Annotated in this window: 24 protein-coding genes; 15 read left to right on the top strand and 9 right to left on the bottom strand. The window is 74.0% G+C overall.

Annotated elements, in window-relative coordinates:
- The first annotated feature begins 457 nt into the window (after positions 1-457).
- From DDW44_RS05780 to DDW44_RS05750, 7 genes are all read left to right on the top strand, one after another.
- Entirely contained in the window at positions 458-1,261 is an 804-nt protein-coding gene (locus DDW44_RS05780; RefSeq protein WP_108905743.1) for an alpha/beta fold hydrolase, read from the top strand.
- Entirely contained in the window at positions 1,261-2,547 is a 1,287-nt protein-coding gene (locus tag DDW44_RS05775; RefSeq protein ID WP_108905742.1) for a PP2C family protein-serine/threonine phosphatase, read from the top strand. Before DDW44_RS05780 ends, DDW44_RS05775 begins: the two co-directional genes overlap by 1 nt.
- Complete coding sequence (locus tag DDW44_RS05770; protein ID WP_108905741.1) at positions 2,544-2,903, top strand: STAS domain-containing protein; 360 nt, start codon at positions 2,544-2,546, stop codon at positions 2,901-2,903. The genes DDW44_RS05775 and DDW44_RS05770 overlap by 4 nt, the downstream gene beginning before the upstream one ends.
- A gap of 259 nt (positions 2,904-3,162) precedes the next feature.
- Positions 3,163-3,510 (top strand): hypothetical protein, encoded by a 348-nt coding sequence (locus DDW44_RS05765; protein ID WP_017945115.1) that lies wholly within the window; start codon positions 3,163-3,165, stop codon positions 3,508-3,510.
- A gap of 328 nt (positions 3,511-3,838) precedes the next feature.
- On the top strand, positions 3,839-4,843 hold the full coding sequence (locus DDW44_RS05760) for an SCO2400 family protein (protein ID WP_425275622.1): 1,005 nt from the start codon (positions 3,839-3,841) through the stop codon (positions 4,841-4,843).
- 308 nt (positions 4,844-5,151) lie between these two features.
- On the top strand, positions 5,152-5,901 hold the full coding sequence (locus DDW44_RS05755; protein ID WP_108905739.1) for a type II toxin-antitoxin system HicB family antitoxin: 750 nt from the start codon (positions 5,152-5,154) through the stop codon (positions 5,899-5,901).
- Between the two features lie 218 nt (positions 5,902-6,119).
- Positions 6,120-6,641: a hypothetical protein gene (locus tag DDW44_RS05750; RefSeq protein WP_108905738.1), complete on the top strand. Its 522-nt coding sequence runs from the start codon at positions 6,120-6,122 to the stop codon at positions 6,639-6,641.
- A 518-nt stretch (positions 6,642-7,159) separates the two neighbouring features.
- Here DDW44_RS05750 and DDW44_RS05740 read toward each other — a convergent pair.
- The gene (locus DDW44_RS05740; protein WP_108905737.1) at positions 7,160-7,594 is read right to left on the bottom strand and encodes a phosphatase domain-containing protein; all 435 of its coding nucleotides are present in this window, start codon (positions 7,592-7,594) and stop codon (positions 7,160-7,162) included.
- A gap of 258 nt (positions 7,595-7,852) precedes the next feature.
- On the opposite strand from DDW44_RS05740, the gene DDW44_RS05735 reads away from it, so the two are divergent.
- Positions 7,853-8,116, top strand: a complete 264-nt coding sequence (locus DDW44_RS05735) for a hypothetical protein (protein ID WP_240800727.1) — start codon at positions 7,853-7,855, stop codon at positions 8,114-8,116.
- Positions 8,117-8,253: 137 nt separating this feature from the next.
- Positions 8,254-8,514 carry a DUF2277 domain-containing protein gene (locus tag DDW44_RS05730; RefSeq protein WP_017945119.1) on the top strand — a complete coding sequence of 87 codons (261 nt, stop codon included), beginning with the start codon at positions 8,254-8,256 and terminating at the stop codon, positions 8,512-8,514.
- On the opposite strand, the gene DDW44_RS05725 is transcribed toward DDW44_RS05730, so the two are convergent.
- Positions 8,483-9,145 (bottom strand): DedA family protein, encoded by a 663-nt coding sequence (locus DDW44_RS05725; protein WP_018892261.1) that lies wholly within the window; start codon positions 9,143-9,145, stop codon positions 8,483-8,485. The two genes, DDW44_RS05730 and DDW44_RS05725, sit on opposite strands and share 32 nt — an antisense overlap.
- A 739-nt stretch (positions 9,146-9,884) precedes the next feature.
- On the opposite strand from DDW44_RS05725, the gene DDW44_RS05720 reads away from it, so the two are divergent.
- A complete protein-coding gene (locus tag DDW44_RS05720; RefSeq protein WP_341867060.1) occupies positions 9,885-10,337 on the top strand; it encodes a superoxide dismutase family protein in 453 nt (150 codons plus the stop codon).
- A gap of 450 nt (positions 10,338-10,787) precedes the next feature.
- Positions 10,788-11,603 carry a hypothetical protein gene (locus DDW44_RS05715; RefSeq protein WP_108905735.1) on the top strand — a complete coding sequence of 272 codons (816 nt, stop codon included), beginning with the start codon at positions 10,788-10,790 and terminating at the stop codon, positions 11,601-11,603.
- 253 nt (positions 11,604-11,856) lie between these two features.
- Here the strand turns inward: DDW44_RS05715 and DDW44_RS05710 are convergent, their stop codons facing one another.
- The 4 genes from DDW44_RS05710 to DDW44_RS05695 all read right to left on the bottom strand — a co-directional run bounded on the left by DDW44_RS05710 (position 11,857) and on the right by DDW44_RS05695 (position 17,217).
- Positions 11,857-12,297, bottom strand: coding sequence for a DoxX family protein (locus tag DDW44_RS05710; protein WP_167455568.1), 441 nt, complete (start codon positions 12,295-12,297; stop codon positions 11,857-11,859).
- Between the two features lie 89 nt (positions 12,298-12,386).
- Positions 12,387-14,276 carry an FAD/NAD(P)-binding protein gene (locus tag DDW44_RS05705; protein ID WP_108908739.1) on the bottom strand — a complete coding sequence of 630 codons (1,890 nt, stop codon included), beginning with the start codon at positions 14,274-14,276 and terminating at the stop codon, positions 12,387-12,389.
- 249 nt (positions 14,277-14,525) lie between these two features.
- Entirely contained in the window at positions 14,526-16,358 is a 1,833-nt protein-coding gene (locus DDW44_RS05700) for an alkaline phosphatase D family protein (RefSeq protein ID WP_108905733.1), read from the bottom strand.
- Positions 16,359-16,563: 205 nt separating this feature from the next.
- Positions 16,564-17,217, bottom strand: coding sequence for an HNH endonuclease family protein (locus DDW44_RS05695; protein ID WP_018892267.1), 654 nt, complete (start codon positions 17,215-17,217; stop codon positions 16,564-16,566).
- Positions 17,218-17,400: 183 nt separating this feature from the next.
- Between DDW44_RS05695 and DDW44_RS05690 the strand changes: the two genes are divergently transcribed.
- The 3 genes from DDW44_RS05690 (at position 17,401) to DDW44_RS05680 (ending at position 20,311) form a co-directional block, all read left to right on the top strand.
- Positions 17,401-18,180 carry an ABC transporter permease gene (locus DDW44_RS05690; protein ID WP_108905732.1) on the top strand — a complete coding sequence of 260 codons (780 nt, stop codon included), beginning with the start codon at positions 17,401-17,403 and terminating at the stop codon, positions 18,178-18,180.
- A gap of 441 nt (positions 18,181-18,621) precedes the next feature.
- Positions 18,622-19,206 carry a TMEM165/GDT1 family protein gene (locus DDW44_RS05685; protein WP_017945128.1) on the top strand — a complete coding sequence of 195 codons (585 nt, stop codon included), beginning with the start codon at positions 18,622-18,624 and terminating at the stop codon, positions 19,204-19,206.
- A 394-nt stretch (positions 19,207-19,600) separates the two neighbouring features.
- Complete coding sequence (locus DDW44_RS05680; protein WP_108905731.1) at positions 19,601-20,311, top strand: HAD-IA family hydrolase; 711 nt, start codon at positions 19,601-19,603, stop codon at positions 20,309-20,311.
- Between the two features lie 228 nt (positions 20,312-20,539).
- Here DDW44_RS05680 and DDW44_RS05675 read toward each other — a convergent pair whose 3' ends face one another.
- Positions 20,540-21,673: a peptidoglycan-binding domain-containing protein gene (locus DDW44_RS05675; protein ID WP_244223967.1), complete on the bottom strand. Its 1,134-nt coding sequence runs from the start codon at positions 21,671-21,673 to the stop codon at positions 20,540-20,542.
- 148 nt (positions 21,674-21,821) lie between these two features.
- Between DDW44_RS05675 and DDW44_RS05670 the strand changes: the two genes are divergently transcribed.
- Positions 21,822-23,900, top strand: coding sequence for an MDR family MFS transporter (locus DDW44_RS05670; protein ID WP_208648035.1), 2,079 nt, complete (start codon positions 21,822-21,824; stop codon positions 23,898-23,900).
- Between the two features lie 128 nt (positions 23,901-24,028).
- On the opposite strand, the gene DDW44_RS05665 is transcribed toward DDW44_RS05670, so the two are convergent.
- Positions 24,029-24,535 carry a GNAT family N-acetyltransferase gene (locus DDW44_RS05665; RefSeq protein WP_208647939.1) on the bottom strand — a complete coding sequence of 169 codons (507 nt, stop codon included), beginning with the start codon at positions 24,533-24,535 and terminating at the stop codon, positions 24,029-24,031.
- A 200-nt stretch (positions 24,536-24,735) separates the two neighbouring features.
- Positions 24,736-24,921: a DUF1737 domain-containing protein gene (locus DDW44_RS05660; RefSeq protein ID WP_026282018.1), complete on the bottom strand. Its 186-nt coding sequence runs from the start codon at positions 24,919-24,921 to the stop codon at positions 24,736-24,738.
- Between the last annotated feature and the right edge of the window lie 204 nt (positions 24,922-25,125).

Here is a 25,125-nt window from a genome sequence, read left to right as displayed (position 1 = left end):
CCAAGGGTACCGGCGGGGCCAGTACGAGTCGCCCGACCATGGGACCGCGCAGGCTTCCCACCAGCCGAGCCCCCCAGCCGATCTCGGCTGGGGGGCTCCGGCATCAGGATCCGCCGTGGAATCGACGGTGGATGAGCCGCGGCCACCGCGCTGACGTTTCGTACGTCCGTAGCCGTCCCGGCACCGAGCGCCACGGGCACGTCGGACTGTTCCCCGGCTGCGTGATGGACGAGGTGCATCGCGTGAGGGAGGGAACCACGGTCGGGGAGTGGCCGGGGAGTGGGAGAGGACCGCTCTCGCCGGTGCTCCACTGGTGCCTCGACCCGGCCGTAAGCGACGCCATCGGGCAAGGCTTCGGTCACCTTCCCCCCGCGAACCGGTGTGAAGGCGTGGGGCGTGACGTGGAGGAACGGAGGCGATGGCGGAACGCTGGAGGGGGCCTGAGAGACTCCCCGACATGGACATCGCCCGCAGGAACAACGTGAGCATCATCGGCAACCCGGATGGGCGGACGGTGGTGCTGGCCCATGGGTTCGGCTGCGATCAGAACATGTGGCGGCTGACGGTTCCCGCCCTGGTCGAGAAGTACCGGGTGGTGCTGTTCGACTACGTCGGTTCGGGCCGCTCGGACGCCGCCGCGTTCTCGGAGCGCCGCTACGCCTCTCTGGACGGTTACGCCCTGGACGTGGTGGAGGTCTGCGAGGCACTCGATGTGCGGGACGCGGTGTTCGTCGGCCACTCCGTGAGCGCGATGGTCGGCGTGCTGGCCGCCGACCGGGCTCCGGAACGCCTCGGGGCGCTGGTCATGGTCGCTCCCTCCCCGCGGTACATCGACGACGACGGCTACCGCGGCGGGTTCAGCGCCGACGACATCGACGAGCTCCTGGCGTCGCTGGAGTCGAACTATCTGGGCTGGTCGGCGGCGATGGCGCCGGTGATCATGGGGAACGAGGACCGGCCGGAACTCGGTGAGGAGCTGAGGAACAGCTTCTGCGCCACGGATCCGGACATGGCGCGGGTGTTCGCCCGGACCACGTTCCTGTCGGATTCCAGGGACGACCTGAAGAACGTGCGGGTGCCGACCCTGGTGCTGGAGTGCACCCAGGACGCCGTCGCCCCCCGGGAGGTGGGCGCCTTCGTCCACCAGGCGATCCCCTCGTCGACACTGCTCACGCTCGACGCGACCGGGCACTGCCCGCACCTGTCCGCGCCCGATGCCACCAACGACGCGATCCTGAGCTTCCTGGCCGGATTGCGGTGATGTGCCGCACGGAGCGGCATCCCGATCCGGCGGCCGGCGACCGGGGAGCGTCCGGCGCGGCGTTCGCCGCGCTGCTGGAGGACAGTGCCGAGGAGCTCTACGAGAGCGCCCCGTGCGGGTATCTGTCGACGCTGATGGACGGCACCATCGCGAAGATCAACGCCACGCTGCTCGGCTGGCTCGGCCTGGAACGCGAGGCGGTGGTGGGCCGGATGCGGTTCACCGACCTGCTGACCGTCGGCGGAAAGCTGTACCACGAGACCCACTTCGCGCCGCTGCTGCGCATGCAGGGCGAGATCAGCGGCATAGCCCTGGAGATCAAGCAGACCGGCGGCGCCCGGATGCCGGTGCTGGTGTCCTCCGCGGTGAAGCACGCCGACACGGGCGAGCCCCTGCTGATCCGTACCACGGTCTTCGACGCCCGGGACCGCCGCGCGTACGAGGAGGAACTCCTGCGCGGCCGGAAAGCGGCCGAAGAGGCACGCAAGCAGGCCGAGGCGGACCGGGCCCGGCTTCAGCACGCCCTCGCCGTACTCCAGCAGTCGCTGCTGCCCGACCAACTGCCCCCGGTTCCCGGCATGGAGGTGGCCGCCCACTACCACACCGCCCATCCCGACCGGCTCGGCGGCGACTTCTACGACGTCTTCTCCCTCGACGGCAAGCGCTTCGGCTTCTTCCTCGGCGACGTGTGCGGAAAGGGCCCCCAGGCCGCCGCGATCACCTCGCTGACCCGCTACACCCTGCGCGCCGCCGCGCTGCACGATCCCGACCCCGTCTCCGCGCTGACCACCCTCAACAAGGTCCTCCACGAGCGCTACTCCGCAGGCGGGGATCCGCGCTACTGCACCGCCGTCTTCGGCACCCTCGAACCCGACGCCGCCACCGGCCGCGTCGCCGTCCACCTCGCCTCAGGAGGCCACCCTCCGGCCGTCGTCGTACGGGCCGACGGCACCGCCGAGTTCCTGCCCACCCCCGGCGGCCTGCTCGTCGGCATCCTGCCCTCCGCCCGCTTCGGCACCGCCACGGCCGTCCTCACCCCCGGCGACACCCTCCTGCTGTACACCGACGGCCTCACCGAAGCCCGCACCGGTGAGGACCGCGCTGGCCGGTACGGTGACGAAGCCCTGCTCGCGTTCGCCGCCGCCCACGCCGGAAGGACACCGCCCGCCCTGATGGAGGCCCTGGCCGGCCTGCTGAACAGCTTCGGCGACGGCCTCGACGACGACACCGCCCTGCTCGCCCTCGGCGTCCCAGCCCTCGACCCCCGGACGGGAAGCAGCCCATGAGCCCACTGAAGATCACCGCCCGAGACGCTGCCATCGGTCCCGTCGTGGAGGTCTTCGGCGAGCTCGACCACAGCAGTGCCATCCGGCTGCGTGAACTGATCCCCACGATCGAACTCCGGCCGGGCCAGCGCCTCGTGATGGATCTGAGCGGTATGGAGTTCTGCGACTCCAGCGGTATCACCGCCCTGATCGCGGCCCACCACCACGCCCAGGCCGCCCGGGCGGACCTCGCACTCGCCGCCGTACCCGCCCACACCCTGCGCATTCTCCGTGTCGTCGGCCTCGACCAGATCCTCCCCATCCTCCCCGCAGCCGCCTCGGACGACGGGGGGAGCGAGACCGGACCGGTCGCGTGAGCAGCGGTGTGGGCTTTCCAGGGCCCCGGCGGACGAGGGCCGAGCGGCCCGGCCGAACTCAGGCCGCCGCAGTGCTCCGGGCACCGGCGGCCCCGGCACCGCGGGCGTCACGGCCGGTCCCGGGCGCCGCGGGCGAGGCGCCCGCGGCGTCGCCGGGGTTCATTACTCCGGGGAATCGATATGCAATCGCAGGTTTGGAAGAGGTTTCGCGTATTCGCGCGAGGCAAGCAAGCAGGGCATGAGCAATCCCCATGAACCCATGCCGGTAAATGAGCCCTACAACAACCCCTATCCGCCACAGCGGGAGGGTTACCGCCCCAACCGGGACGGCGCCGGAGCAAACCGGGCGGCCCTGGTCATCCACACGATCGCGGACATAGCCGCAGGATTTCTGATCCTCTGGATCCTGCTCTATCTGCTCGGTGCCAACGAGGGAAACGTATTCGTCGGCTTCGTGCACGATGTGTCCGACTGGCTGGCGGGCTGGTCGCAGGACATCTTCACCATGGACAGCGAAGGTCTCCGGGTCATCCTCAATTACGGTCTCCCGGCCGTGATCTACCTGCTGCTCGGCCATGGAATCGCCGCACGGGTGCGTCGGCTCTGACGCAATCCACCAGGACTGGGCCGCGTAAGCCGGTGAGGTCCGCGATCCGACCCGTGATATCCCGTGATATGTCGCCGGAATCACGGGGAAAGTCGCGGGCCTCACGACGCGGCGCCCAAGTCGTCCGATTCATGGCAACCGGAGTGGGAATACCCGGGGCGGCCGTCGGAAAATCTTCGCAGGAGCATCACAAGGGCTGCGCGTTCCGTTCGGATCGGACCGTTAGCGTTACTGGCCGCTCGATCCCGCGTGCGTGAACAGTTCATCCCGCGTGCGTGAACAGTTCGCCGGCGCCCCTTGTGGCGCAGTCAGCACAGAAAGATCGCAGATGGACTACTGCTCCTCGTGCCGCAGAGACCTCAATGGCGCACTCGTGTGCCCGGGTTGCGGTGCCTACGCCCCGGACATCGCCCCGCCTGCCCGTCGCCACGACGCGGGAGTCCCCGCAACGACCGTGCGACCGTCGCCGATGGCCGGGCGTGACGTCCGCGATCGGGCTGCCCACCCCGGCAGCGCGCCGTACCTCCACGCAGGCCGCGATGGCGCCGGATCGCCCGACGGCTTTGCCGCGTACGGGACGGACACGTTCGACGCGTTCGCGACCTCCACGGCGGACGGCACGGCGGGCACCGGTTCTCCCGACGGCCCCGGCGCCGACGGGTCCGAGGTGGACGCCGCCGTCTCCGGCGCCGCCACCGGTCAGGGCCGGGCCGCCCGGCGCCGGCAGCTCGCGCGCTGGAAGAAGCACCGGCGCCGGGCCGCGGCCGCGACGGCCGTCGCCCTGGTCGGCGGCGGTCTGACGATCGCCGCGCTGCCCACCGGAAAGCCCTCCACCGGTCCCGCGCTCGCTTCCGCACCTCCGGAGCCGGGGACCGGGGCCACGCCGTCCGGATCCGTGCCGCCGGGCGCCGTCCCCATCGGGACACCGGACAGCGCGGCTGCACCCCGGCCCGGCGCCGACCGCCCCGCCGGCACCGGCGCACACCGGCGCGGCGCCGAGGCCGCGCAGCCCCGTGCGGAGGCGCCGGCGGAGACGGCGGTGACGGGGGCGGCAGGGAGCACCAGGATGGCGGGCCGGTCGGCGACAGCCGTCCCGGACCAGCAGACGGCGCCCCTGCCCCGCGACGACCAGCGCACCGCACCGTCCTCCGCACCCCGGGCACCCGAGCAGTCGGCCGGTGGGCAGGCCCCCGCCGCGCCCGCGCCCGGGACCACCTCGCCGCCCCCCGCCGCCGAGCCCCCCGGCCCGGCCACACCGCCCGCGGGGCTGCTGCCGGTGCCGCCCGGCGGGGCGCCGGCCCAGGTGTGCGTGGTCGGGCTCTGCATCGGCTGACATCCGTCGCGGCACACCGTACGCGGGCGGGAGTCGGCGCCGGCCTCACCGGTGCCGGAGTCACCGGCGCCGACACCCGCCCGTGCCGCCCATGCCGCCCGTTCCGTTTGATGCCGCCCGTCCTGTTCGATGCCGTCCGTGCCGTCCGTGCCGTCCGTGCCGTCCGTGCCCGCGCGGCCGTAAGGGGCCGTGCACCGCTCGCCGCGGGTCAGCTGCCCGGCCTCTGGAGCACCGGTGGAGGGCGGGAGACCGCCGCCAGGTGGGGCGGCCGGAGACCGCAGCCGAGAACCGAAGGAGGCCGAGTCCTCATGACCACTGGCTACCAGGCCCGGCTGCGCAGGATCGGCCGGTGGTGGGCCGTCGACGTTCCGGAACTCGCGATCCACACGCAGTGCCGCACCCTCGACGAGGCCGAGGACATGGCCCGCGAGGCCATCGCCGAGGCGCTCGGGACGGTTCCGGACACGGTCGGCGTGGAGCTGGTGGTTCCGGAGTTCGCTCCCCTGCTGCACAGCGTGACGGAGGCCCGGCGACGGCGTGCGGCGGCCGACTCGGCCGAGCGGCAGGCGCTGTCCGACGCCGTACGCACCCTCGTGGAGGACCTGTGTGTGAGCCAGGGTGACGCGTGCCGGCTGCTGGGCATGTCCCACCAGACGGTGGCCCGGCTGTCTCCGGCCCGCGGTTCCGCCGACGCCCGCCCGTGGCGTCTCGACGGGCGGGCCGCCGCGCAGAGGTCGCTGGCGCCCGGCAGCGGAACTCGCGCCGGAGACGGGGTCGACATCGGCGGCAGTGGTCCTGGCGATACTGGCGATGGCGGTACTGGGGGTACGGGCGGTCCCGGTGCTGCCGGAGGACGTGGTGGCGGTCGGCACGCGGGCGCTGCCGACCGTGTCGCCGGTGGCGGTGACGAGGCGGACGACGCGCACCGGACGCAGCGTGCTCCCGAGCGCCGCCCGGGCGGTTCGTCCCACCCGGGCGACGCGGCGCGCGCGAACGGTCAGCGGCCGGCCGCGTCGGCGGTCCGGCCACGCTGGGCGATCGCGGAGGACGAGCCCTGAGCCCCACGAGTACCGCGGAGTGCATGGCGGAGCGCATGTACGGCGGCACGCGCGTACGGCGGGAGCCGCCCGGCCTGCGCCCGTTCGGCCCGGATCGGCCTGTGCCAGTTCGGCCCCGGCCCGGCCCGGGGCGCTGCGGGCCGGGCCGGGCTCGCCGCCGGACCTGAGCGGCCTCGTGCGGCCGCGCGGGGCGCGGGGTGTCCCGCGACACTGAATGCATGACAGCCCAGAGCCCTGCCGAGCGTCCCCGGGCGGCCCCGGCGGCCGCCGCCGGCCGTGGCGACTACACCGGTGCCGTGTACGGTTCGCTGCTCGCGGCTTCCGTGGTGGTCGGCGCGGGAGCGCTCGGTTCGTTCCCGCGGCTGGAACTCATCCTGCTTCTGCTCGGCACCGGAGTGGTCTTCTGGGCCGCGCACGTCTTCGCCCGGTTCTTCGGGCAGCGCATCGCCTATGTGTCACCGGGCGGGCCCGAGATCCGGCGCATCTGCGTGTCCGAGCGGCCGATCCTCGAGGCGGCCGTCCCACCGGCCCTCGCGGTCGCCGCCAGCCCGCTGCTGGGGCTGGACCTGGAGGGGACGGTGTGGCTGGCCCTCGGTGTCGCGGTGGCGGGGCAGGTCGGCTGGGCGGTCGTGGCGGCGTTCCGGGCCGGGGCGTCGGGGCGCATCATGCTCGCGGCCGGAGCGGTCAACCTGGTCCTCGGCCTGCTGATCGTGGCGTTCAAGGTCGCCCTGAAGCAGTGAGTCCGTGCGCCGGGCTCGGCTTATCGGCCTCGGCTCATCGGCCTCGGCCTATCGGGTCCGGCTCATCGGCCTCGGCCTGTGCGGGTGCGGCTCAGCGGGTTGGGCGGCGAGCCCTGGGGCGGTGGCCGGCCGACGAGCGGTCATCGCGGGGGGCGTTGCGGTACCCGTGGGAAGACCGTGAACCTGAGCCGGTGCTCCGGTGTGGGGGCCCAGCGCCGCGTGCAGTACGTGCAGTACCAGCGCCACCGGTCCTCGGAGCCGGGGGCGGTGCGGGTGGTGTCCTTCCACAGCGGGGGACGTGAGGGGCACTGCGGGCACGACGGGGGCTTCGGCACCATGCGGACTCTCCTTCAGTCCGCTCCAGCGTGGTGCTCCGGGGGCCGGCCGGTGGCGCGGATCCGTCGCCGCCACCCGGACGGGGGACCGGTCCGGGCGATCCGGCCGGCGCGCCGGGCACCCGGCGGGCTCCTCCGGCCTCACCGTGCCGAGGTCGGTCTCCGTCCGGGCGGAGCACCCGCTCACGGAAGCGGGAAGCGGCGTACGTACCGGCGCTGCCAGGGAGTCTCGACGGCATGGCGGTCGTAGTGGCGCCGAACGAAGGCCACCGCCGCGGCGGCCGGTACGCCGTCGATGACGGCGAGGCACGCCAGCGCCGTGCCGGTACGGCCGCGTCCGCCGCCGCAGGCGACTTCGACCCGCTCCGTGGCCGCCCGCGCCCAGACCTCGCCCAGTGCGGTCTGTGCGCGGTCCCGGTCGCGGGGCAGGCGGAAGTCCGGCCAGCGCAGCCACTCGGCATCCCAGGGGACGTCGGGAGGCCGCTTGTCCAGCAGATACAGCGCGTACGTGGGCGTGGGGCCGTCCGGCAGTGGATGCCGCAGGCCGCGTCCCCGCATCAGCCGCCCGGAGGGCAGGCGGAGGACGCCGGTCGCGGTCTGCGTCCAGGGCTCGGTCATCGGAACCTCCGGCCTCCGAGGCGTTCCCCTTCCGCCGGGAGCGGACGAGCAGTCAACGGTCCTGGTGAACGCGGGATCAATGTTTTCGTAAAGTCCGCGTGAGGACGCGGGTGTTGGGAGGGTGTGAGGGAAGACACGTCGAGCGGGGACGCCGGGCGCCCCCACCAGCCACGATCGCGGTGCGCGGGCCGGTGGTGCGCGTCACCGCGGCGGTTCGGCGGGTCACGGTTGTCGGTCCCGCCGCGTAACCTTGTGCCCATGTCCCCAACCCTTCGCGAGCTTGGTTCCGTGCGGTCCGCAGCCGTGGTGAATGCGGAGATTCGTGCGTTGTGGGAGAAGTCCGGGAGCCGGCTGTCCACCGCGGACGAGGCGAGGTACCAGCAGCTGCTCGTGGAGTGGGCCGCGGCCGTCGCCGCAGAGCGCGCCGAGGCCGGTGAGGCGGACGAGGAGCCCGGGGCGGCCGGCACCCCTGCCGGGGCCCCGCTCGCGGGCGGAGTCCTTCGCCTGACCCGCGCCGCCTGACCCGCCCTGCCTGACCCGCGCCGCCTGACCTTCATCGCCTGACCTGCGCCGTCTGACCAGCACCGGCCTGCCTGGCCCGGCCTGCCCGGCGCCCTCCGAGGAGCCCGTCTGTCAGTGCCGTGGCCCACACTGGATTCATGTGCCGCAGCATCAAGACCCTTCGACCGCCCGTCCTCCCCGAAGAAGCCACCGAGGAGGACATCAGGGCCGCCGCCCTGCAGTTCATACGGAAGGTGTCCGGGTTCCGGGCGCCCGCCGCGCACAACCGGGAGGTGTTCGACCGCGCAGTCGACGAGGTGGCGGCGGCGACGCGAAAGCTTCTCGACGGGCTGGAGGTGCGCGGCGGCGCAGGCGCGACGCGGAAGGCTACGCAGGATCCGGCGCCGGACGCCGCATGACATAGGCCGCGACGAAGCCCGCGCCGAAGAGGGCGGCGACGGACACCGCCACGCCCACCCAGGTCGCGCCCAGCCACTGCCCGCCGAACCAGCCGAGGCCGACGCTGTAGCCCGCCCAGGCCACGGCGGCCAGGGCCGACCAGGGCAGGAACTCCCGCACCTTGCGGTGCGCCGCGCCCGCGCCGAGGGAGACGACGGACCGGCCCGCCGGTGCGAACCGGGCGATGACGACGAGCAGTCCACCGCCCCGGCTCAGTGCCGCGCCGAGGCGTTCCCGTGCCGCCACCAGACGCCGGGAGCGGGCGATGGCGCGGTCCAGCCGCTCCCCGCCGCGCCGGGCGAGCCGATAGGCGACCAGGTCACCGAGCACGGACGCGGTCGCCGCGCACAGCAGCAGCGCCGGCACCGAGGGCGCGTCACCGGACGCTTGGATGGCGGCCGACGCGAACGCGGTCGTTCCGGTCACCGCGCCCTGTCCCGCCGCGGCCGTCGTCCCCGCCGCCGCCGTCGCGGCAGTGATCACCAGCACGCCGCTCGGCAGCACGGGCAGGAACACGTCGAGGAGCACGGACAGCGCCACCACCGCATAGATCCATGGGCTGCCGAGCAGCAGCCCCACGGCCTCGAACACCACGACTCCCCACTGGATGACAACGCCGCGACGTCGCAGGGGAGCGGCAGGGGCGGCATGACAGCCATAGAGCGTACGCCTGCGCGGACCGGGGAGATCGTCAGGGTCGGGGTGACGCCGGACACGGCCGTACGAGTGCAGTCCGTCCGGTCGCGGCCCCGCTCCGGGCGCGGCTCGGGACACCGCCGGTCCGCTCGCGGTACGAGGGCCCCGTGCGTACGCCGGCTGGGCGCGTACGCGGACCGTGGGCACCCGGAGACGAGGAGTGGCAATGGCGGCTGCAGGCGCACGGGCGGGGGTGGCGGCCCTGGTGACGCTGGCGGTAGGCGTCTTGGGCGCGGCCTATGGAGTGGGCCACGGGCTCCGAGACGGCGATCGGTTCGGCCCGGTCGCCGGAGCCGCAGGAGCGGCACCGTCCCATGGAGCGGCACTGTCCCATGGAGCGGCACCGTCCGAAGGAGCGGCGACGGCCCCGTCCGCAGGAGCGGGGACGGCCCCGTCCGGCGGCGTCTCACACGGGGACCTCCCACACGGGGACGCACAGGGGGACGCACACGGTGGCGTCCCACATGGCGGTGCCCCACACGGGGACCGCTCACACGGTGGCGTCTCACCCGATGGGGCTCTCCCCGGCCGCGCCCGGCCCGACGGCGTCCAGGTGCCGTCGTCGGACGAAACCCGTCGTGCCGACGGGACCCGACTCTCCGGTTCCGTCGGCGCGCCCGCCGCTGGCGAAGGGGTGGCGCTGCGGGCGTACGGCCGGTTCACTCCGCCCGGTTCGTTCGTCCCGTCGACGGCGCTCACCTACGACCGGACGCTTGTGCCGGCGGGGGCGTGGATCGTGGTGGAGCAGACGACCGAGAGGTCGGGGACCGTGGTACGGGCCCGCGTGGGCGGGGTGAAGCCGGGGCACGCTTTCGGCGCCCATGTGCACACCGCGCCGTGCGACGCGGACCCCGCCGGAGCGGGGCCGCACTACCAGCACCTGGCCGCGCCGGGCGCCGATCCCGCGAACGAACTGTGGCTGGACTTCACCGCCGACGCCGCCGGGGAGGGCAACGCCGAGACCCGGCACCGGTGGGGGCTGCGGCGCGGTGGGGCGCAGTCGGTCGTCCTGCACGCCGAGCAGGGCGGCGCGGGCACCCGAGTGGCCTGCTTCACGGTCCCGTTCGGCGGCTACGGGACACCGTGACCCCGGACCCCGGACCCCGGTGCCGGGGCGGCCCGTTGGGCGCCGGTCGGCGACCGCCCCCCGGCGAGGCCGGCAGCCGCCGGCGCGGGCCGCGGGCGCCGAGTCGCACACGCCCGGGTGGGATGCGCCCGGGTGGGATGCGCCCGGGTGGGATGTGTTCGGGTGGGATGTGCCGGCTCGCATCGGGTGGGCCGGTGTGTGAGGACACACCTGGAGGCCCTTCCGGCGGCACCGCACGTACGCACGGAGGACCGTGTGGCGCCTGGCCGCCGGATCGGGCGCCCGGCGACGACCTGACCTGACGGGCCATGGACACCCGCGTCCGCATGCTGCCGGGTTCCGGCAGTCATCCCCGCGAGGAGCATGCCGTGGCCCCGCCTGCCCGCCGGGGGACGCCCTGTGGCTCAATACGCCCCACAGCGAGCATGCGGGAAAGCGGAAAGAGGTCAGGTGACCAGGACCAGGAGCAGGAGAGCGGAGGCACGGCGGCGCGGCCGCACGTGGTGGACGCGGGCCTGGGGGCTGTCCGTCGCGCTCCTGGGCGCAGTGGCAGCCTTGGCGGGCGTCGCCGCCTTGTCCACCGTGCCGGACAGCGTGGACGAGGTACGGGTCTTTCGGTCCGCCCGGCCGTGCGCCGTCCCGGTGTCTCCCTCGGCCGACTGCCTGCGCACGTACCCCGCGACGGTCCGGGGGACGGTCGTCGAGCACACGGCCCGGAGCGGGCTGTACCTCCTCAAGCTCGACGGCCCGCGCCCGATTCCCGCGGAACTCGACATGGGCGACGAGGAACCGCTGCTGAGGCATCTGCGCAAGGGCGACCACATCACCGTGACCGTCTGGCGCGACTACGCCACCGCCGTCACCAAGGACGGGGTCACCCAGGAGTCCGGCGACACGCCGGACGGCCTGCCCGAGTTCCAGACCGCTCTCGGGCTCGGTCTGCTGGCGGTGGGAGGCTACGGCGGCTATGCGGGAGCCACGGCGGTACGGCACGCGCGGCAGCGATCACATCCCGGCCCGGTGGCCCTGTGGGGCCGTTGGACCGTGGGGACCGTGCTGGCCTCCATGCCGGCGGGCATCGTCGGCTACGAGACGGAAACCGGCCCGGTGGCCGTCGTCCTGCTGTGGCTGACGCTGCTTCCTGTGATCTGGCTCATCGCCGGACGCCGGGAAGGGCGGAGCCGTGGACGCCACGGCCGCGCGCCCGCCCCCGACCGGACCGCCGACAGCACGACCTGGCTGCGGTACCTCCAGGGTCGCTCCTGACCGCGGGGCACCCCACCGCGGCCCGGCGCCGGGCCGCGGTGGCACAGGGCCCGGTGGGCGCCCCTCACCAGGGCCGCGACCGGCTCACACACCGGACTTGCGGCGGCCGGGCACGGAGCGCGGCGGCCGGGCACGGAGCGCCGCCCACGTACCACCGACGCGCCGCCGGAGCGCCGCCTGCACGCCCCCGCGTATCACCGCCGCCCCGCCCACGTACCACCGACGCGCCGCCGGAGCGCCGCCGGTGTACCGCTCAGGCCGCGACCTGCGCCGGCTCCTCGGGGTCGGCCGCCCCCTTGGCGTCCCGCCGCGAGAACAGGTTGTCCAGTGCGGGCGCCCCGGGACCGGTGAAGACCAGCAGCAGGAACACCCAGCTGTAGATCGCGGCGCCCTCGCCGCTGTTCTGTATGGGGAACAGGCCCTGGGGCTGATGCACCGTGAAGTAGGCGTACGCCATCGCGCCGGACGCGATGAACGCGGCGGCGCGGGTGCCCAGTCCGACCAGCACCAGGATGCCGGCGACGAGTTCGATCACCGCCGCGTACCAGGTCGGCCAGGTGCCCGCCGCCACCGTGTCCTCCGCGCCCGGCACGCCGAAGAGCGCGCGCGTCCCGTGGCAGGTGAACAGCAGACCGACGACGATGCGGAACGCGCCGAGCGCGTACGGCCGGGCCCGGTCCAGTCGTGCGGTGATCGGTCGAGCAGCCACGTGGGTCTCCTCCGGTCTGGGGGACATGAACCCGGTCTGGGCACATGAACCGATGAGACGTAAGTAAGGCAGACCTAATCGATACTTGCAAGTTCAATATTCGGGTGGCGGGCGTCGTTCACGAGGAGTTCACGCCGCGCGCTCACGCGGAGTACGGCGCGGGCCACCGCGTCGGCGTCCGAGAGCGTCACGGAGTCCACCCCGGGTCGCGCACCCGCGGCCGTCACCCAGTGCACACCCTCGGTGGGCACCCCGACGGCGAACCTCGCCGGATGTGAACGTCCCTGACGGTCGATCAGGTGGTAGGGGCGGCCGGTCACGTCGAGGCCGCCCGTCTCGTAACCGTCGATCGTATGCGGCCTGCACTGGCCGGTCCGCAGCATCCGGCCCAGCAACTCGTCCCGGCTGCGGCGCAGATCGGGCTCGGGCAGCCGGGCCTCGATCAGGGTCGTCGCCGTCACCGCGGAACCGGGCACCTCGGGCGACTCGGCGACGAAGGCCCCGCCCTCCGCCCGGACGGCCGTCCTCGGGCCGACCACCTCCAGCACCCCGGCCTCGATCAGTGCCGCCATCTCCTCGATCCGGCGGCGCGGCGGCCCGATGGAGAGGAAGGCGTTCAGCGGCGTGTACCAGCGGTCCAGATGGTCCCGCCGCGACCTCCCGGACAGCCCGCGGTGGTCCACGATCTGCCGCACCTCGTTGCGGACGTCCCGCAGCACGTCGAGGGCCGCTTTGACGGGCCCGTCCACATTGCCGAGCGCGGCGTGCCCCGCGTCCCGCCGGAGATGGCCGAGCAGCCAGCCGCGGAAGGCGTCCGGACCGTCGAACGTCTCCGCCGCGTACGGCCGGCAGATCCGCTCCCAGGACCAGCGCGCGGACTCCGGGCAGCCGTGCGCCTCCAGGACCGCGGCCTCCTCGGCGCTGCCGTGCGTGGTGGCGAGGAACGCGGCCCGGAAGCCGGGGTCCGCCGCGCCGGAGGGGCGGAGCAGCGTCTCGTAGTAGACCGTCTCCACCTCCTTGGCGATCATCGGCCATATCTCACCGAGGAAGTCCGGCGGTTCGCCCGCGTCCGCGCGCCGGCGGAAGCGGGTGATCACATCGGGGGTGAGGACCAGCGGGTGGTGCCGGCCGGAGGCGCCCTTCGCGTTGTCCCCGCGCGCCTCGTACGGGATGCCGCGCCGCGAGCCCGCGTGGAGTCTCGGCTCGCGGCCGGACGGCCGGTACACGAGCCGCTCCCCGCCGTCCGGGGTGCCCTGCCGTACGTAGGAGCCGCCGCGGCCCGTCGTCAGCAGCGCCATGTGGTCGAAGAAGTTGAGGCCGAGTCCGCGCAGCAGCACCGGCTCGCCCGGGGCGATCCCGGAGAGGTCCAGGTCGGCGGGGTTGGCGGGGGCGAAGTGGCGCAGGCCGTGGCGTCGTGCGTAGGCGCCGAGTCCGGCCGGGGTCGCTCCGGGGGCTACCGGCAGATGGCCCTGCGCCAGCACCACGGCGCTCAGTCCGGACAGCACCGTCCCGTCGTCCAGTACGAGTCTCTGCGAGCCGTCCGCGGCGTCGTCGAGGCGTACCGCACGCGCGCGGTGCGTCTCCACCCGGACCGTGTCGGGGGCGTTCGCGGTGACGGTGCGGAACGCCCAGGCCAGATAGCGCCCGTAGCAGGCCCGGGTCGGGTAGTCGTCGGGGCCGAGCGCCGGGTCGCCGCCGGCCGCCGCCCAGGCGTACAGGCTGGGGCCCGTCCGTACCGGCCCCTCACAGGCCACGCTCTCGTCGGTGAACAGCGTCACCTGCGAGGCGACCGTGTTCATCAGCAGTTCGCCGGGCTGGTCCGTGCGCCACACCTGTCCCGGCCCGGCCGGGGCGGGGTCGATCACATGCACGGTCAGCGGCGTTTCCGGGGCCAGTTCGGGAACGGAGGCGCAGAGCCTTTCGAGGACCGAGGTGCCGCGGGGACCCGCGCCGACGAGTGCTATGGCCGGGGGACCCGGGGGACCCGGGGGACGCGAGGGAGCCGGGGGAGCCGGGGGACCCGGGGGACCCGGGGGACGCGAGGGAGCCGGGGGAGCCGGGGGCAACGCGGGTGGCGCGGACAAAACACTGACTCCCGGGTCGAGATGGGGCGGGTGGCGGCGCGGGAAGAGGACCGTCCGCCTCATCATGCCCCCTGCCGTGTGAGGAGTCCGGGGGGTGGCGGTGAGGATCGCCTTCCGCCGTGTGAAGTGTCACGGACCATCCGTGAGGATTCGCTCGTCCACGGTCAGAAGCCGTGCACCCGTACGATCCGTGGCGGTCTGGTCCAGCCGGAGCTCGGCCGAACGCCCGTTCAGGGTCAGCGTCATCAGCTGGTTCCCGAACCAGGGACCGCCGCTCTTGTCCCACCGGACGACCGGCCGTCCGGCCCTGCCGTGCCGGGCCATGGCCCGCCCGAGCCGCCGCCCCGCGCGGCTCCACCCGAAGCGGAAACCGACCCGCATCGAGGCGTGGATGGCGTTGTGCACGGGTGAGCATGTCAGCTGGAGCACCCGGGCGGTGGGCGCCGGGTCCGGCCAACTGGGCTCCGCCACATAGGCGTGGTGCACGTCCCCGGACAGCACGCAGACCGTGGAGGGCGCCAGCGGCCCGCTGCCCACCTCCCTGATCAGGGCGGTCAGCTCCTCGAACGAGGACGGGAAGGCCGCCCAGTGCTCGAGGTCCGCCCGTCTTCGCAGGCTCTCCCCGACGCGTGCCCAGCGCGCGCCCCGCTCCCCCCGGCACAGCGCCGCGTTCCAGCCCTCCACGTCGTGGATGGCCGGGGGCAGCAGCCAGGGCAGCGAGGTCCCGATGAGCAGATGGTCGTACGAGCCCGGCGCCTGGAGGGCCTGGTCGCGCAGCCAGCTCGTCTCCTCGTCGTCGAGCATCGCACGGTGCCGCTCGTCGAGGACGCGGGCGCCACGGGTGTCGATCATCAGCAGCCGGGTCCTGCCGAAGTCGCGCCGGTAGCTCCAGCGGACGGAGGCGGGGTCGGCGTCCGCCCGGGCCGCGAAGGCGCGGAGGGCCTCCGTGCCGTCCGGGGCGTCCCGCACCGCCGCGTAGACCGGGTCGTCGGCCAGTTCGGCCGGGGAGAGGTTGCCCAGGTGCTGGTGGACCCAGTACGACATCAGGCCGCTGAGGATGCGCTCCCGCCACCAGGGTGTCGCCCGCATCTCCGCGACCCAGGAGGCGCTGGTGTTCCAGTCGTCGATGACGTCGTGGTCGTCGAAGATCATGCAGCTGGGGACGGTGGAGAGCAGCCACCGTACCTCCGGGTCCAGCCAGGATTCCTCGTACAGCCGGGTGTACTCCTCGTAGTCCGCCACCTGCGTCCAGGGCGGCTCGCTCAGATCGCGCCGGGTCGCGAGCCAGCGCTGGGTCTCCTGCGAGGTGGCGTCCGCGTACACCTGGTCGCCCAGCAGGACCAGGAGGTCGGGGCGCTCGCTCTCCGGCTCGGCCGCCATCCGCTCGGCCAGGGTGTCCAGCGCGTCCGGTCCGATCGGATCCTGCTTGCGGGCCGGTGGCGCGGACCACCGGCAGGAGCCGAAGGAGACCCGTACCGACTGGGCGGGGATGGCCGGCGTGCGGATCACGCTCGGCGGGTACGGCGAGTCGGCCGGCGGCCAGACCCGGCGCCCGTCGAGCAGCACCTCGTACTCCGTCGACGCGGCGGGGGCGAGGCCGGAGACGGGGATCAGGGCGTAGTGGTGGCCCTCGATCTGGAAGGTGCGGGCGGAGCCGCCCGCTCCCTTCGACGAGACGCCCGCTCCCTTTGACGAGCCGCCCGCTCCCTTCGACGAGACGCCCGCTCCCTTCGGCGAGACGGCCGACGGGCCGCCCGGGGCCTCGGCGTCCCCGGCGGCCGGTCCGGGGGCCTCGCCGGGGCCCTGCCCGGAACCTTTCCCGGAACCCTCGCCGGGGGGTGCGCCGAGGCAGCGCACCTCGGCCGTGCACGGCCGGTCCGCCTCGACCCAGACGGTCGCGTGCTCACCGGTCTCCCAGTCCACGTACCGCAGTAGTGGTCCCAGGCGCAGCCCCGCTGCCATGTGCCCTCCTCCGTCGCCCCACCCGTACGGTACGGAACGACGGGGGAGGGTGGCGCGGTTCCATGCCGGGGGGACCGGTTCGGCCGGTGCCCGGGTGGGCCGGTCGCGTGTCCGGGGGCGGCTGGTCACCCCCGGTCGCCCCCCTGGTCGCCCCTGGTCACCCCCTGGTCGGCCTGGTCGCCTCCGGCCGGCCGGCGGTCGTGGGTCAGCAGCCGTTGAGAACCGACTGCAGGGCGGACTTCTCGGCGGAGTCGACGGACAGGTTCCAGTAGTGCTTGGTGTGCACCCACATCCGGGCGTACATGCAGTGGTAGGAGCTGCTCGGCGGCATCCACTCGGCGGGGTCCTGGTCGCCCTTGGACTGGTTCACGTTGTCGGTGACGGCTATCAACTGCGGCCGGGTCAGGTCGTTGGCGAACGCCTGGCGCGAGGAGGTGGACCACGAGCTGGCGCCGGAGCGCCAGGCCTCCGCGAGCGGCACGATGTGGTCGATGTCGACGTCCGAGGCGGCGTACCAGGTGGCGCCGTCGTACGGGGAGTACCAGCTTCCGCTGACGGCGGCGCAGCTGGAGTCCTGGACGACGCCGGAGCCGTCGCGCTTGAGGACCACCTCGCGCGTGTTGCAGGCACCCGACTGGGTGATCCAGTGGGGGAACTTGTCGCGGCTGTAGCCGGAGGAGGAACCTTCCGTCTTGACCGTGAGCTGGCCCAGGTAGGTACGGGCGGTGGCCGCGCTGACCGGCGTGGGCGGGGCGGCCTGGGCCTCGGGCGCGGTGAGCAGCGCGGTGGCCGACGCGAGGGCGACGGACGCGGCGAACACGGCGGTCCGGGTGGCTCGACGCGCGTAGAGACCTGACATGCGAACTCCTGGGAGAGTGGGGGGCGTTGACCGGATCGGACCCTGAAGGGCCGGGCCCGCGCCATGGTTGCGGCGCCGGATTGCCTGGGGATGGGCGCCAGGTAACAGAGTGGCGACATGAGCACGTCACTTCAAGAGGTCGGCAGCACCGGCAATTCACCTCGGCACGCTTAGGGTTGGCGTGTGCTGCTGCCGGTCAATGTGACGTTCGGGATCGTCCTCGCCGTGCTCCTGGCCGCCGCGGCCTGTGTCGCGGCCGTCGCCCACCTCGGGCCGGGCCGCGCCCGCGAGATGGTGGTGGCGGGCCTGCGTGCCGCGGTCCAACTGGGTGCGGTCTCGCTCGTCATCGGCTGGGCGGTCCGCTCCGTCCCGCTGCTGTTCGCCTTCCTGCTGGTGATGTACGCCGTGGCCGTACGCACCGCGGGCCGGCGCGTCACCCCGAACGGCACCTGGTGGCTCACGGCCCTGCCGATCGGCGCGGGAGTCGTTCCGGTCGTCGCCGCCCTGCTGCTCACCGGCCTCGTCCCGGTGAAGGGCATCGCGCTCATCCCGGTGACCGGCATCCTCATCGGCGGCGGACTGACCGCGACGGTGCTCGCCGGGCGGCGCGCACTCGACGAGCTCACCACCCGGCACGGTGAGGTCGAGGCCGGCATGGCGATCGGGCTGTCCGACCGCGACGCCCGGCTGGAGGTGGTCAGGGACGCGGCCGCCGACGCGCTGCTGCCGGGACTCGACCAGACCAGGACGGTGGGGCTGGTCACACTCCCGGGCGCGTTCGTCGGGATGCTGCTGGGCGGGGCGTCACCGCTCCAGGCGGGTGCGGTGCAGTTGTTCGTCCTCGTCGCGCTGATGGCGGTGCAGGCCGTCGCGGTCGCGGTGGTGCTGGAGCTGGTGTCCCGCGGCCGGCTGCACCGGGACCCCCCGGCCGTCGCGGCGGGAGGTGCGGACCCGGGTCCGTGACGGGCGGATCGGGGCGGGACGCCGCAGCCGGCGGTGGCCGGGGCCGTACCGCCGGGCCGGGCCCGTGGCGCCTGCCGGGCGGGGGCCGGGGCCGCACTGCCGGGCCGGGCTGTCGGGACGGGCGGGGGCCGGGGCGGGTTTGCACTGCCGGGTCGGGGCCGTACTGCCGGGCCGGGACCGGCTCTGCGACGGTCGCCCCGGGCGTCCCGTACCCTGTGGGCAGGAGAAGGGGAGTAGCTCTTCGCCGGAACGTCGACATACTGCCGGGCTCGCCCGGCCGGCGCCCGGAGGCGGCCGCGCAGGCGTGGTCCGCCAGCGAGACCTTCGGCCAGCAGTGACCATGACCATCCATGGCCGCTGCCGCGCCGAAGCGACCCCTGGAACGCTCTTGCTCAGGTCTCTCGGCGCGGCGGGGCCCGACCGATCGAGGAACCTCTTCCCGTGCTCAGTATCACGATCATGGCGATCACCTTCGGTGTCGTCTTCCTCGCCGAACTCCCCGACAAGACGGCGATGGCCGGACTGGTGCTCGGCACCCGCTACCGCGCCTCGTACGTCTTCGCCGGAGTCGCCGCCGCCTTCGCCGTGCACGTCGCACTGGCGATCGCGGCGGGCAGTGTGCTGACCCTGCTGCCGCAGCGGCTGGTGCAGGCCGTCGTCGGCGTGCTCTTCCTCGCGGGCGCGGCGATGCTGCTGCTGAAGAAGTCCGATGACGGCGACGAGGGCATCAAGGCCCCGTCCGACCAGTCCTTCTGGAAGGTCTCGGGCGCGGGCTTCATGCTGATCCTGGTCGCCGAGTTCGGCGATCTGACCCAGATCATGACCGCCAACCTCGCGGCGCGGTACGACAGTCCGCTCTCCGTCGGCCTGGGCGCGGTACTGGCGCTGTGGGCGGTGGCCGGACTGGGCATCGTGGGCGGCCGGACACTCCTCAGGTACGTACCGCTGAAGCTGATCACGAAGATCGCGGCCGGGCTGATGCTGGTGCTCGCCGGCCTCAGCCTGTACGAGGCGGTCGCGGGCTGAGCCGCACCGGACGGTACGGCGGGTAGCCGTGCCCGGCGGGTGGCGGTAGCCGTGCCCGGTGGGTGGCTGCCGCCCGCCTCCGCGTCGCACGTCGCGCCGCCCCGCCTGCGCGTCGCATGTCGGCCCCCGCCCCAAGTCCGCTCCCCGCCCCCGCATCCGTCTCCGTCTCCGCCTCCCACCTGCGGCTTCGCCCGGCTGCCCGGCGTCGTCGGCGGTTCCGGCGGTCGGGTTCCCGGACCCGGATTGGCGCTAAGGCGATTCGGTTTGTATCGTGAAGGAACAAAGTGGCCTCCGCCCGCACCCCCTGACCGGCGGGTGGAGGCCGCTCTGCGCCCAGGGCCCCGGTCTGCCGCCGACGGCCCGACATCCGCACCGGATTCCCAGGACGGCCCCGATGCCCAGCCCAGAGACGCCCGCAGCGACCGCCGCCCCGGGACCGCACCCCGAGACCATCGGCCCGTTCAGGGCGCTGCTGCTCGACATGGACGGCACGCTGGTCAACTCGGACGCCGCCGTGGAGCGCGTCTGGCGCTCCTGGGCGGTCGGCCACGGCCTCGACCCGGACGAGGCGCTCAAGGTCGTCCACGGACGCCAGGGATACGCGACCATGGCCGCTCTGCTCCCGGACCGGCCCATGGAGGAGAACCTCGCCGAGAACCGGCAGTTGCTCGCGCAGGAGACGGCCGACCTGGACGGCGTCGTGCCGATCGCCGGGGCGCCCGCCTTCATGGACTCCGTCGCCGCCCTGCCGCACGCCCTGGTCACCTCGGCGGACGCGGCGCTCGCCACGGCCCGGATGAACGCGGCGGGGCTGCGCATGCCGGACACCCGGGTCACCGCCGAGTGCGTCGGCGCCAGCAAGCCGGATCCGGAGGGCTTCCTCAAGGGCGCGGCGGAACTCGGCTTCGCACCGGAGGACTGCGTGGTACTCGAGGACTCCGAGGCCGGCGTCACGGCCGCGCGGGCCGCGGGAATGCGGGTTCTCGGCATCGGCCCCCGTGCCGCGGCCTTCGCTCCGGACGCCCACGCGCCCGACCTCACCGATGTGCACGTCCGGGCCGACGCCTCGGGTGTGCTGACGTTCGCGCCCGCGCGCCGGGACTGAGCCTGCGGCGGGCGCTCGGCGTCGCGTGTCGCGGGTGCCGGGAGCGGCTGTCGTGCCGAGCCGCACGCCCGCGCGGAGCGCCTGCCGGGCCGCACACGCCGACCGCGTCATGTGGCGGGCGCGGCGTTCGGCCGTGGCGGTCGCCGCAGACCGGCTCTCGTCCCGGTCGCCGCAGACCGGCTCTCGTCCCGGTCGCTGCCGTACGCGCCCGGCGCGTAGGCCTGGTGCTCAGCGGCGGCCGTCGCCGTCCCAGTCGCCTCCGCCGTCGCCCTGGCCGTGGTCGTCGCCGGGGTAGCGGGTCTCGGCCTCCAGCGCACTGCGGGTCGCCGGTCCGTAGACGCCCTCGGGGTCGCCCTGGATGCCGCTGTAGTACTGGTAGGCCGCCACCGCGTCCTCGACGCGCCGGTCGTAGCGGCCGTGGTGGCGTCCGCCGTAGAAGCCGGCCTGCTCCAGCCGTTCCTGCAGTTCGGCAACCTCGGGGCCGCTGTCTCCGCGCCGCAGGGTGACCCCCGGGTCGGCGGAGGTGGAGCCGGGCGAGGCCACGCCCGTCGGGGTGGGCGCCTCCGGTGGGGACGTCGGGCCCGCGGCGAGCGGAACCGGGGACGACGAGCCCGTGGCCGCCGGTGCCGAGGCCGAGGCCGGTTCCGGCGGTGAAGTCGATGCGGAGGGCGACGCGCTCCGGGTCCGGGACGGGGAGGCGGACAGCGGTGCTTCGGGCGCCTCGGGCGCGGCCGACACGAACGGGGCCGTGGTCTCGCTGTCGGGCAGCGCCCGGTCGTCCCCGCCGCCGTCCTTCGTCAGCAGCCCGGTCGCGTAGGCCGCGGCCAGGAGCACCGCCACCACGGCGGCGGCGGCCACCGCCATGTGCCGCCCGCTCCGGCCGCGTCCCCGCCGGAGCCCGGCGGGCGCGGGATCCGGCCCCGCGCCGGTCATGTCGTACGCGGTGTCGTGGCCGTGCAGGTGGCCGTACGCGTACGTACCCGCGTGCCCGGCCCCGCCCGGCGGTCGCCCGGACCCTCCCGGCGGCTGCCCGGACCCTCCCGGCGGCTGCCCGGGGACGCCGTCCCGCGAGGCGGCACCCTCCTGCCCCGCTGCGGCGTCCCGCCCGGCGGCGCCGTCGGCCGTGGGCGGAAGCACCTGCGTCAGCTCCTGCGGCAACTCCTGCGTCAGCTCGGGCGGCGGCCCGGCCGCGGTCGCGTCCGGGGCGCCCGCCGCATCCGGGAGCGCCACATACGGCCGCACTCTCAGCGGGTCGAATCCCTCCGCCGTCGCGCCCTGTCCGCAGCGGCAGTTCCCGACCCCGCCGGATCCGCCGCCGGTGCCGTCCTGCCTGCCGCATACAGGGCAGACGTGTCCCGTCATCGTGGGTTCCCTCCCCTCGCGCTGCCAGCGATTATGCAGCCCCTGTCCAGTACCCGGACGGCGAGCCTCCGCTCGGCGGGCCATAACCGTACGGAACGCCCAGGATGGGAGGAGCAGACGCGTGTGCTGCGGACCGGAGGGCTACTCCATGGCGCGGGAAGCGAGCACGCCGGCCTCCGACCCCGGACCGATACCCCGGCCCGGCGAGAGCTCGAACCGCCGGAACGTTCTCGTCGCGATCGGCGCCCTGCTGCTGGGCCTGCTGCTCGCCGCGCTCGACCAGACCATCGTGGCCACCGCGCTGCCGACGATCGTCAGCGAGTTCGGCGGCCTGGAGCACCTGTCCTGGGTCGTCACCGCGTACATCCTCGCCTCCACCGCGGCGACCCCGCTCTGGGGCAAACTCGGTGACCAGTACGGCCGCAAGAAGCTCTTCCAGACGGCGATCGTCATCTTCCTGATCGGCTCCGCGCTCTGCGGCATCGCGCAGAACATGCCGCAGCTCATCGCCTTCCGCGCCGTCCAGGGCCTCGGCGGCGGCGGCCTCATCGTGCTGTCCATGGCGATCGTCGGCGACATCGTCTCCCCGCGCGAACGAGGCCGCTACCAGGGGCTGTTCGGCGCCGTCTTCGGGGCGACCAGTGTGCTCGGGCCGCTGCTCGGCGGCCTGTTCACCCAGCACCTCAGCTGGCGCTGGGTGTTCTACGTGAATCTGCCCATCGGCGTGGTCGCGCTCTTCGTGATCGCCGCCGTTCTCCACATCCCGGTCCGGCGGAGCCGGCACACCATCGACTACCTGGGCACGGTCCTGATCGCGGCCGTCGCCACCTGCCTGGTCCTCGCCGCCTCGCTCGGCGGCACCACCTGGGCCTGGGGCTCGCCGCAGATCATCGCCCTGCTCGTGCTCGGGGCCCTGCTCCTCGCCGCCTTCGTCCGGGCCGAACGCCGCGCGGCCGAGCCCGTACTGCCGCTGAAGCTCTTCCGGAACCGGACCTTCGCGCTCGTCTCCGCCATCAGCTTCATCGTCGGGTTCGCGATGTTCGGAGCGCTGACGTACCTGCCGATGTTCCTGCAGGTCGTCCAGGGCGTCACCCCCACCATCTCCGGCGTCCACATGCTCCCGATGGTGATCGGACTGCTGATCACCTCCACCGTGTCCGGTCAGATCGCCAGCCGGACGGGCCGCTGGAAGGTCTTCCCCGTGGCCGGCACCGCCGTCACCGCCGTCGGCCTCCTGCTGCTCCACCAGCTGGATCCGGCCACCCCGACCTGGGAGGTGGGCGCCTACTTCTTCGTCTTCGGCTCCGGACTCGGCCTGGTCATGCAGGTGCTGGTGCTGGCGGTGCAGAACGCGGTCGGCTACGAGGACCTCGGCGTCGCCACGTCCGGCGCCACCTTCTTCCGCTCCATCGGCGCCTCGTTCGGCGTCGCGCTCTTCGGCACGCTCTTCACCGGCCGGCTGCGTGAACTCCTCACCGAAGCGCTCGCCGGCCGCACGCTGCCGCCCGGGGCCAGCCCGGAACGGATCGCCGACGACTCACGCGCGATCACCCTGCTGCCCCCCGGACTGCGCCCGGCGGTCGTCCAGGCGTTCTCGACCTCCATCACCGACGTCTTCCTGTACGCGGCCCCGGTCGTCGTCGTCGGATTCGTCCTCGCCTTCTTCCTGCGGGAGGACCCGTTGCGCGGGTCCGTCACCGCGCCCGAGGCCAGCCAGACCATCGCCCCCAACCCCGCCCAGCGCTCCTCGTACGACGAGTGCGCCCGGGCGCTGTCCGTCCTCGGCTCGCGCGAGGGCCGCAAGGCGGTCTACGTCAAGATCACCGCCAGGGCCGGGCTCGACCTCAGCCCGGCGGCGAGCTGGCTGCTGCTGCGCATCAAGCGCCACGGGCTGGTGGAACCGGCCCGGCTCGCCGAGGCGACCCATGTACCGGTGAAGGCCGTCACCGACGCGTCACGGGAGGTGGAGGAGCGCGGGCTGGCCCGGCGGGAGGGCCTGTCGCTGATGCTCACCGACGCGGGTGTGGACGCGACGGCGAAACTGTCCGAGGCACGGGAGGAGTCGCTGGCGGAGCTGCTGGGCGACTGGTGGGGACCGGACCGGCCCACCGACCTGGTCCAGCTGGTGAAGGAGCTGACCGCCGAGCTGTCCGGCTCCGACGAGGAGCGCCCCGACGGCGGTGAACCGCACCGGGACAACCAGGCCTGGCGCTTCCCCGCGCACTGAGGGAACCGGAACCCGGCCGGCCGCGCGGAGCGGACCCCGGGCCGGGCGGAGACCCCGGGACCGGGACCGGGAGCGGGACTGGGACCGGGGCCGGGAGCGGGACCGCGACCGCTGGGTGCGGGAGCGGCTCAGGCCGCCGCGCCATCCGCCCCGTGCACCAGCTCCCTCCCGTACCAGACGTCCATGTACGGTCCCTCGCAGTACGCGGGGATCTCCCGGTAGCCGTGCCGTGTGTAGAGGGTGCGTGCCCCGACCAGGTCGAGCCGGGTGTTGAGCACCATCCGCCGCGCCCCGAGCCGCCGGGCTGCGTCCTCCAGCGCCGTGAGCAGGGCCGACCCGCCGCCCGTACCGCGGAACGCGGGGCGCACGAACACCCGGGTCAGCTCGGCCCGTTCGGCGTCCAGCAGCAGCACCCCGCCGCAGGCCGCCGCCTCCCCGTCATGCCGTCCGACGGCGAACTCGCCGGTGGGGGCGGTGAGCAGCGCCGCATCGTCGTCCGCGAGACCCTCGTCGATCTCCGCGTCGGTGATGTGCCGCCGCCAGTAGCTCCCGGCCACATCGGCGTAGTAGTCGCGCCGAAGGGCGATGGCGTCAGGGCTGTCGAGGCGCTCGGGGAGCACGGTCCATCGCGTCATGCCGACAGCTGTACCCGACCGGCCCGGCGCACCGCGAACGGTTTACCGGCCCGCGGGCGGGTGGAGCGGTCCACCCCGTACGACCGGGCAAACGCCGCGTGCGGCAGACCGCGCTGCCAGCGCCGCCAGCGCTGCCAGCGCCGCCCTTCCCGCGCCACGGGTCGGCCGCGATCACCGCGGCTCGCGGCTCTCCAGGCCCCCTATGGTCGCGTCGGCCAGACCAGCGCCTGGGCGACGATGACGCTCTCCCCGTTGAACGTGACCGCGGGGCCTTCGTGCAGCTCGTAGCCGAGACCCATCAACTCGCTCACACGGCGGCAGAACGCGGCATCGTCCGGCCCGGTCAGAACCCGGTAGACGGGCAATCCGTCAGGCGGTGTGCTCATGGGCGAAGAATCTCATGCAGGCACCGGGTGTCCATGAGCGCCCCCGGCTCCATTCCCCCACGGCCGCCGGGCGGTGCAGGTCCGGGCCGCGAACGGGAGCCGGTGCCGGTGCGCGAACGGGCGGCGGTGCCGGTGCGCGGACGGGCGGCGGTGCACGCCCGTTCACAGACCGGCACCGGGGAAGCCCGCCCGGCGCGGGCCGCG

The sequence above is a fragment of the Streptomyces tirandamycinicus genome (assembly GCF_003097515.1).
GTDB lineage: Bacteria > Actinomycetota > Actinomycetes > Streptomycetales > Streptomycetaceae > Streptomyces > Streptomyces tirandamycinicus.
The sequence above is the reverse complement of the archived record's forward strand: the minus strand, read 5'-3'. Positions and strand labels throughout refer to the sequence as shown.

What these genes read in the sequence shown, in the direction of transcription:
- DDW44_RS05780 (WP_108905743.1), top strand. Translation starts at nt 458, where the DNA reads ATGGACATCGCCCGCAGGAACAACGTGAGCATCATCGGCAACCCGGAT.
- DDW44_RS05775 (WP_108905742.1), top strand. Translation starts at nt 1,261, where the DNA reads ATGTGCCGCACGGAGCGGCATCCCGATCCGGCGGCCGGCGACCGGGGA.
- DDW44_RS05770 (WP_108905741.1), top strand. Translation starts at nt 2,544, where the DNA reads ATGAGCCCACTGAAGATCACCGCCCGAGACGCTGCCATCGGTCCCGTC.
- DDW44_RS05765 (WP_017945115.1), top strand. Translation starts at nt 3,163, where the DNA reads ATGCCGGTAAATGAGCCCTACAACAACCCCTATCCGCCACAGCGGGAG.
- DDW44_RS05760 (WP_425275622.1), top strand. Translation starts at nt 3,839, where the DNA reads ATGGACTACTGCTCCTCGTGCCGCAGAGACCTCAATGGCGCACTCGTG.
- DDW44_RS05755 (WP_108905739.1), top strand. Translation starts at nt 5,152, where the DNA reads ATGACCACTGGCTACCAGGCCCGGCTGCGCAGGATCGGCCGGTGGTGG.
- DDW44_RS05750 (WP_108905738.1), top strand. Translation starts at nt 6,120, where the DNA reads ATGACAGCCCAGAGCCCTGCCGAGCGTCCCCGGGCGGCCCCGGCGGCC.
- DDW44_RS05740 (WP_108905737.1), bottom strand. Translation starts at nt 7,594, where the DNA reads ATGACCGAGCCCTGGACGCAGACCGCGACCGGCGTCCTCCGCCTGCCC.
- DDW44_RS05735 (WP_240800727.1), top strand. Translation starts at nt 7,853, where the DNA reads ATGTCCCCAACCCTTCGCGAGCTTGGTTCCGTGCGGTCCGCAGCCGTG.
- DDW44_RS05730 (WP_017945119.1), top strand. Translation starts at nt 8,254, where the DNA reads ATGTGCCGCAGCATCAAGACCCTTCGACCGCCCGTCCTCCCCGAAGAA.
- DDW44_RS05700 (WP_108905733.1), bottom strand. Translation starts at nt 16,358, where the DNA reads ATGGCAGCGGGGCTGCGCCTGGGACCACTACTGCGGTACGTGGACTGG.
- DDW44_RS05695 (WP_018892267.1), bottom strand. Translation starts at nt 17,217, where the DNA reads ATGTCAGGTCTCTACGCGCGTCGAGCCACCCGGACCGCCGTGTTCGCC.
- DDW44_RS05680 (WP_108905731.1), top strand. Translation starts at nt 19,601, where the DNA reads ATGCCCAGCCCAGAGACGCCCGCAGCGACCGCCGCCCCGGGACCGCAC.
- DDW44_RS05675 (WP_244223967.1), bottom strand. Translation starts at nt 21,673, where the DNA reads ATGACGGGACACGTCTGCCCTGTATGCGGCAGGCAGGACGGCACCGGC.
- DDW44_RS05670 (WP_208648035.1), top strand. Translation starts at nt 21,822, where the DNA reads ATGGCGCGGGAAGCGAGCACGCCGGCCTCCGACCCCGGACCGATACCC.
- DDW44_RS05665 (WP_208647939.1), bottom strand. Translation starts at nt 24,535, where the DNA reads ATGACGCGATGGACCGTGCTCCCCGAGCGCCTCGACAGCCCTGACGCC.
- DDW44_RS05660 (WP_026282018.1), bottom strand. Translation starts at nt 24,921, where the DNA reads ATGAGCACACCGCCTGACGGATTGCCCGTCTACCGGGTTCTGACCGGG.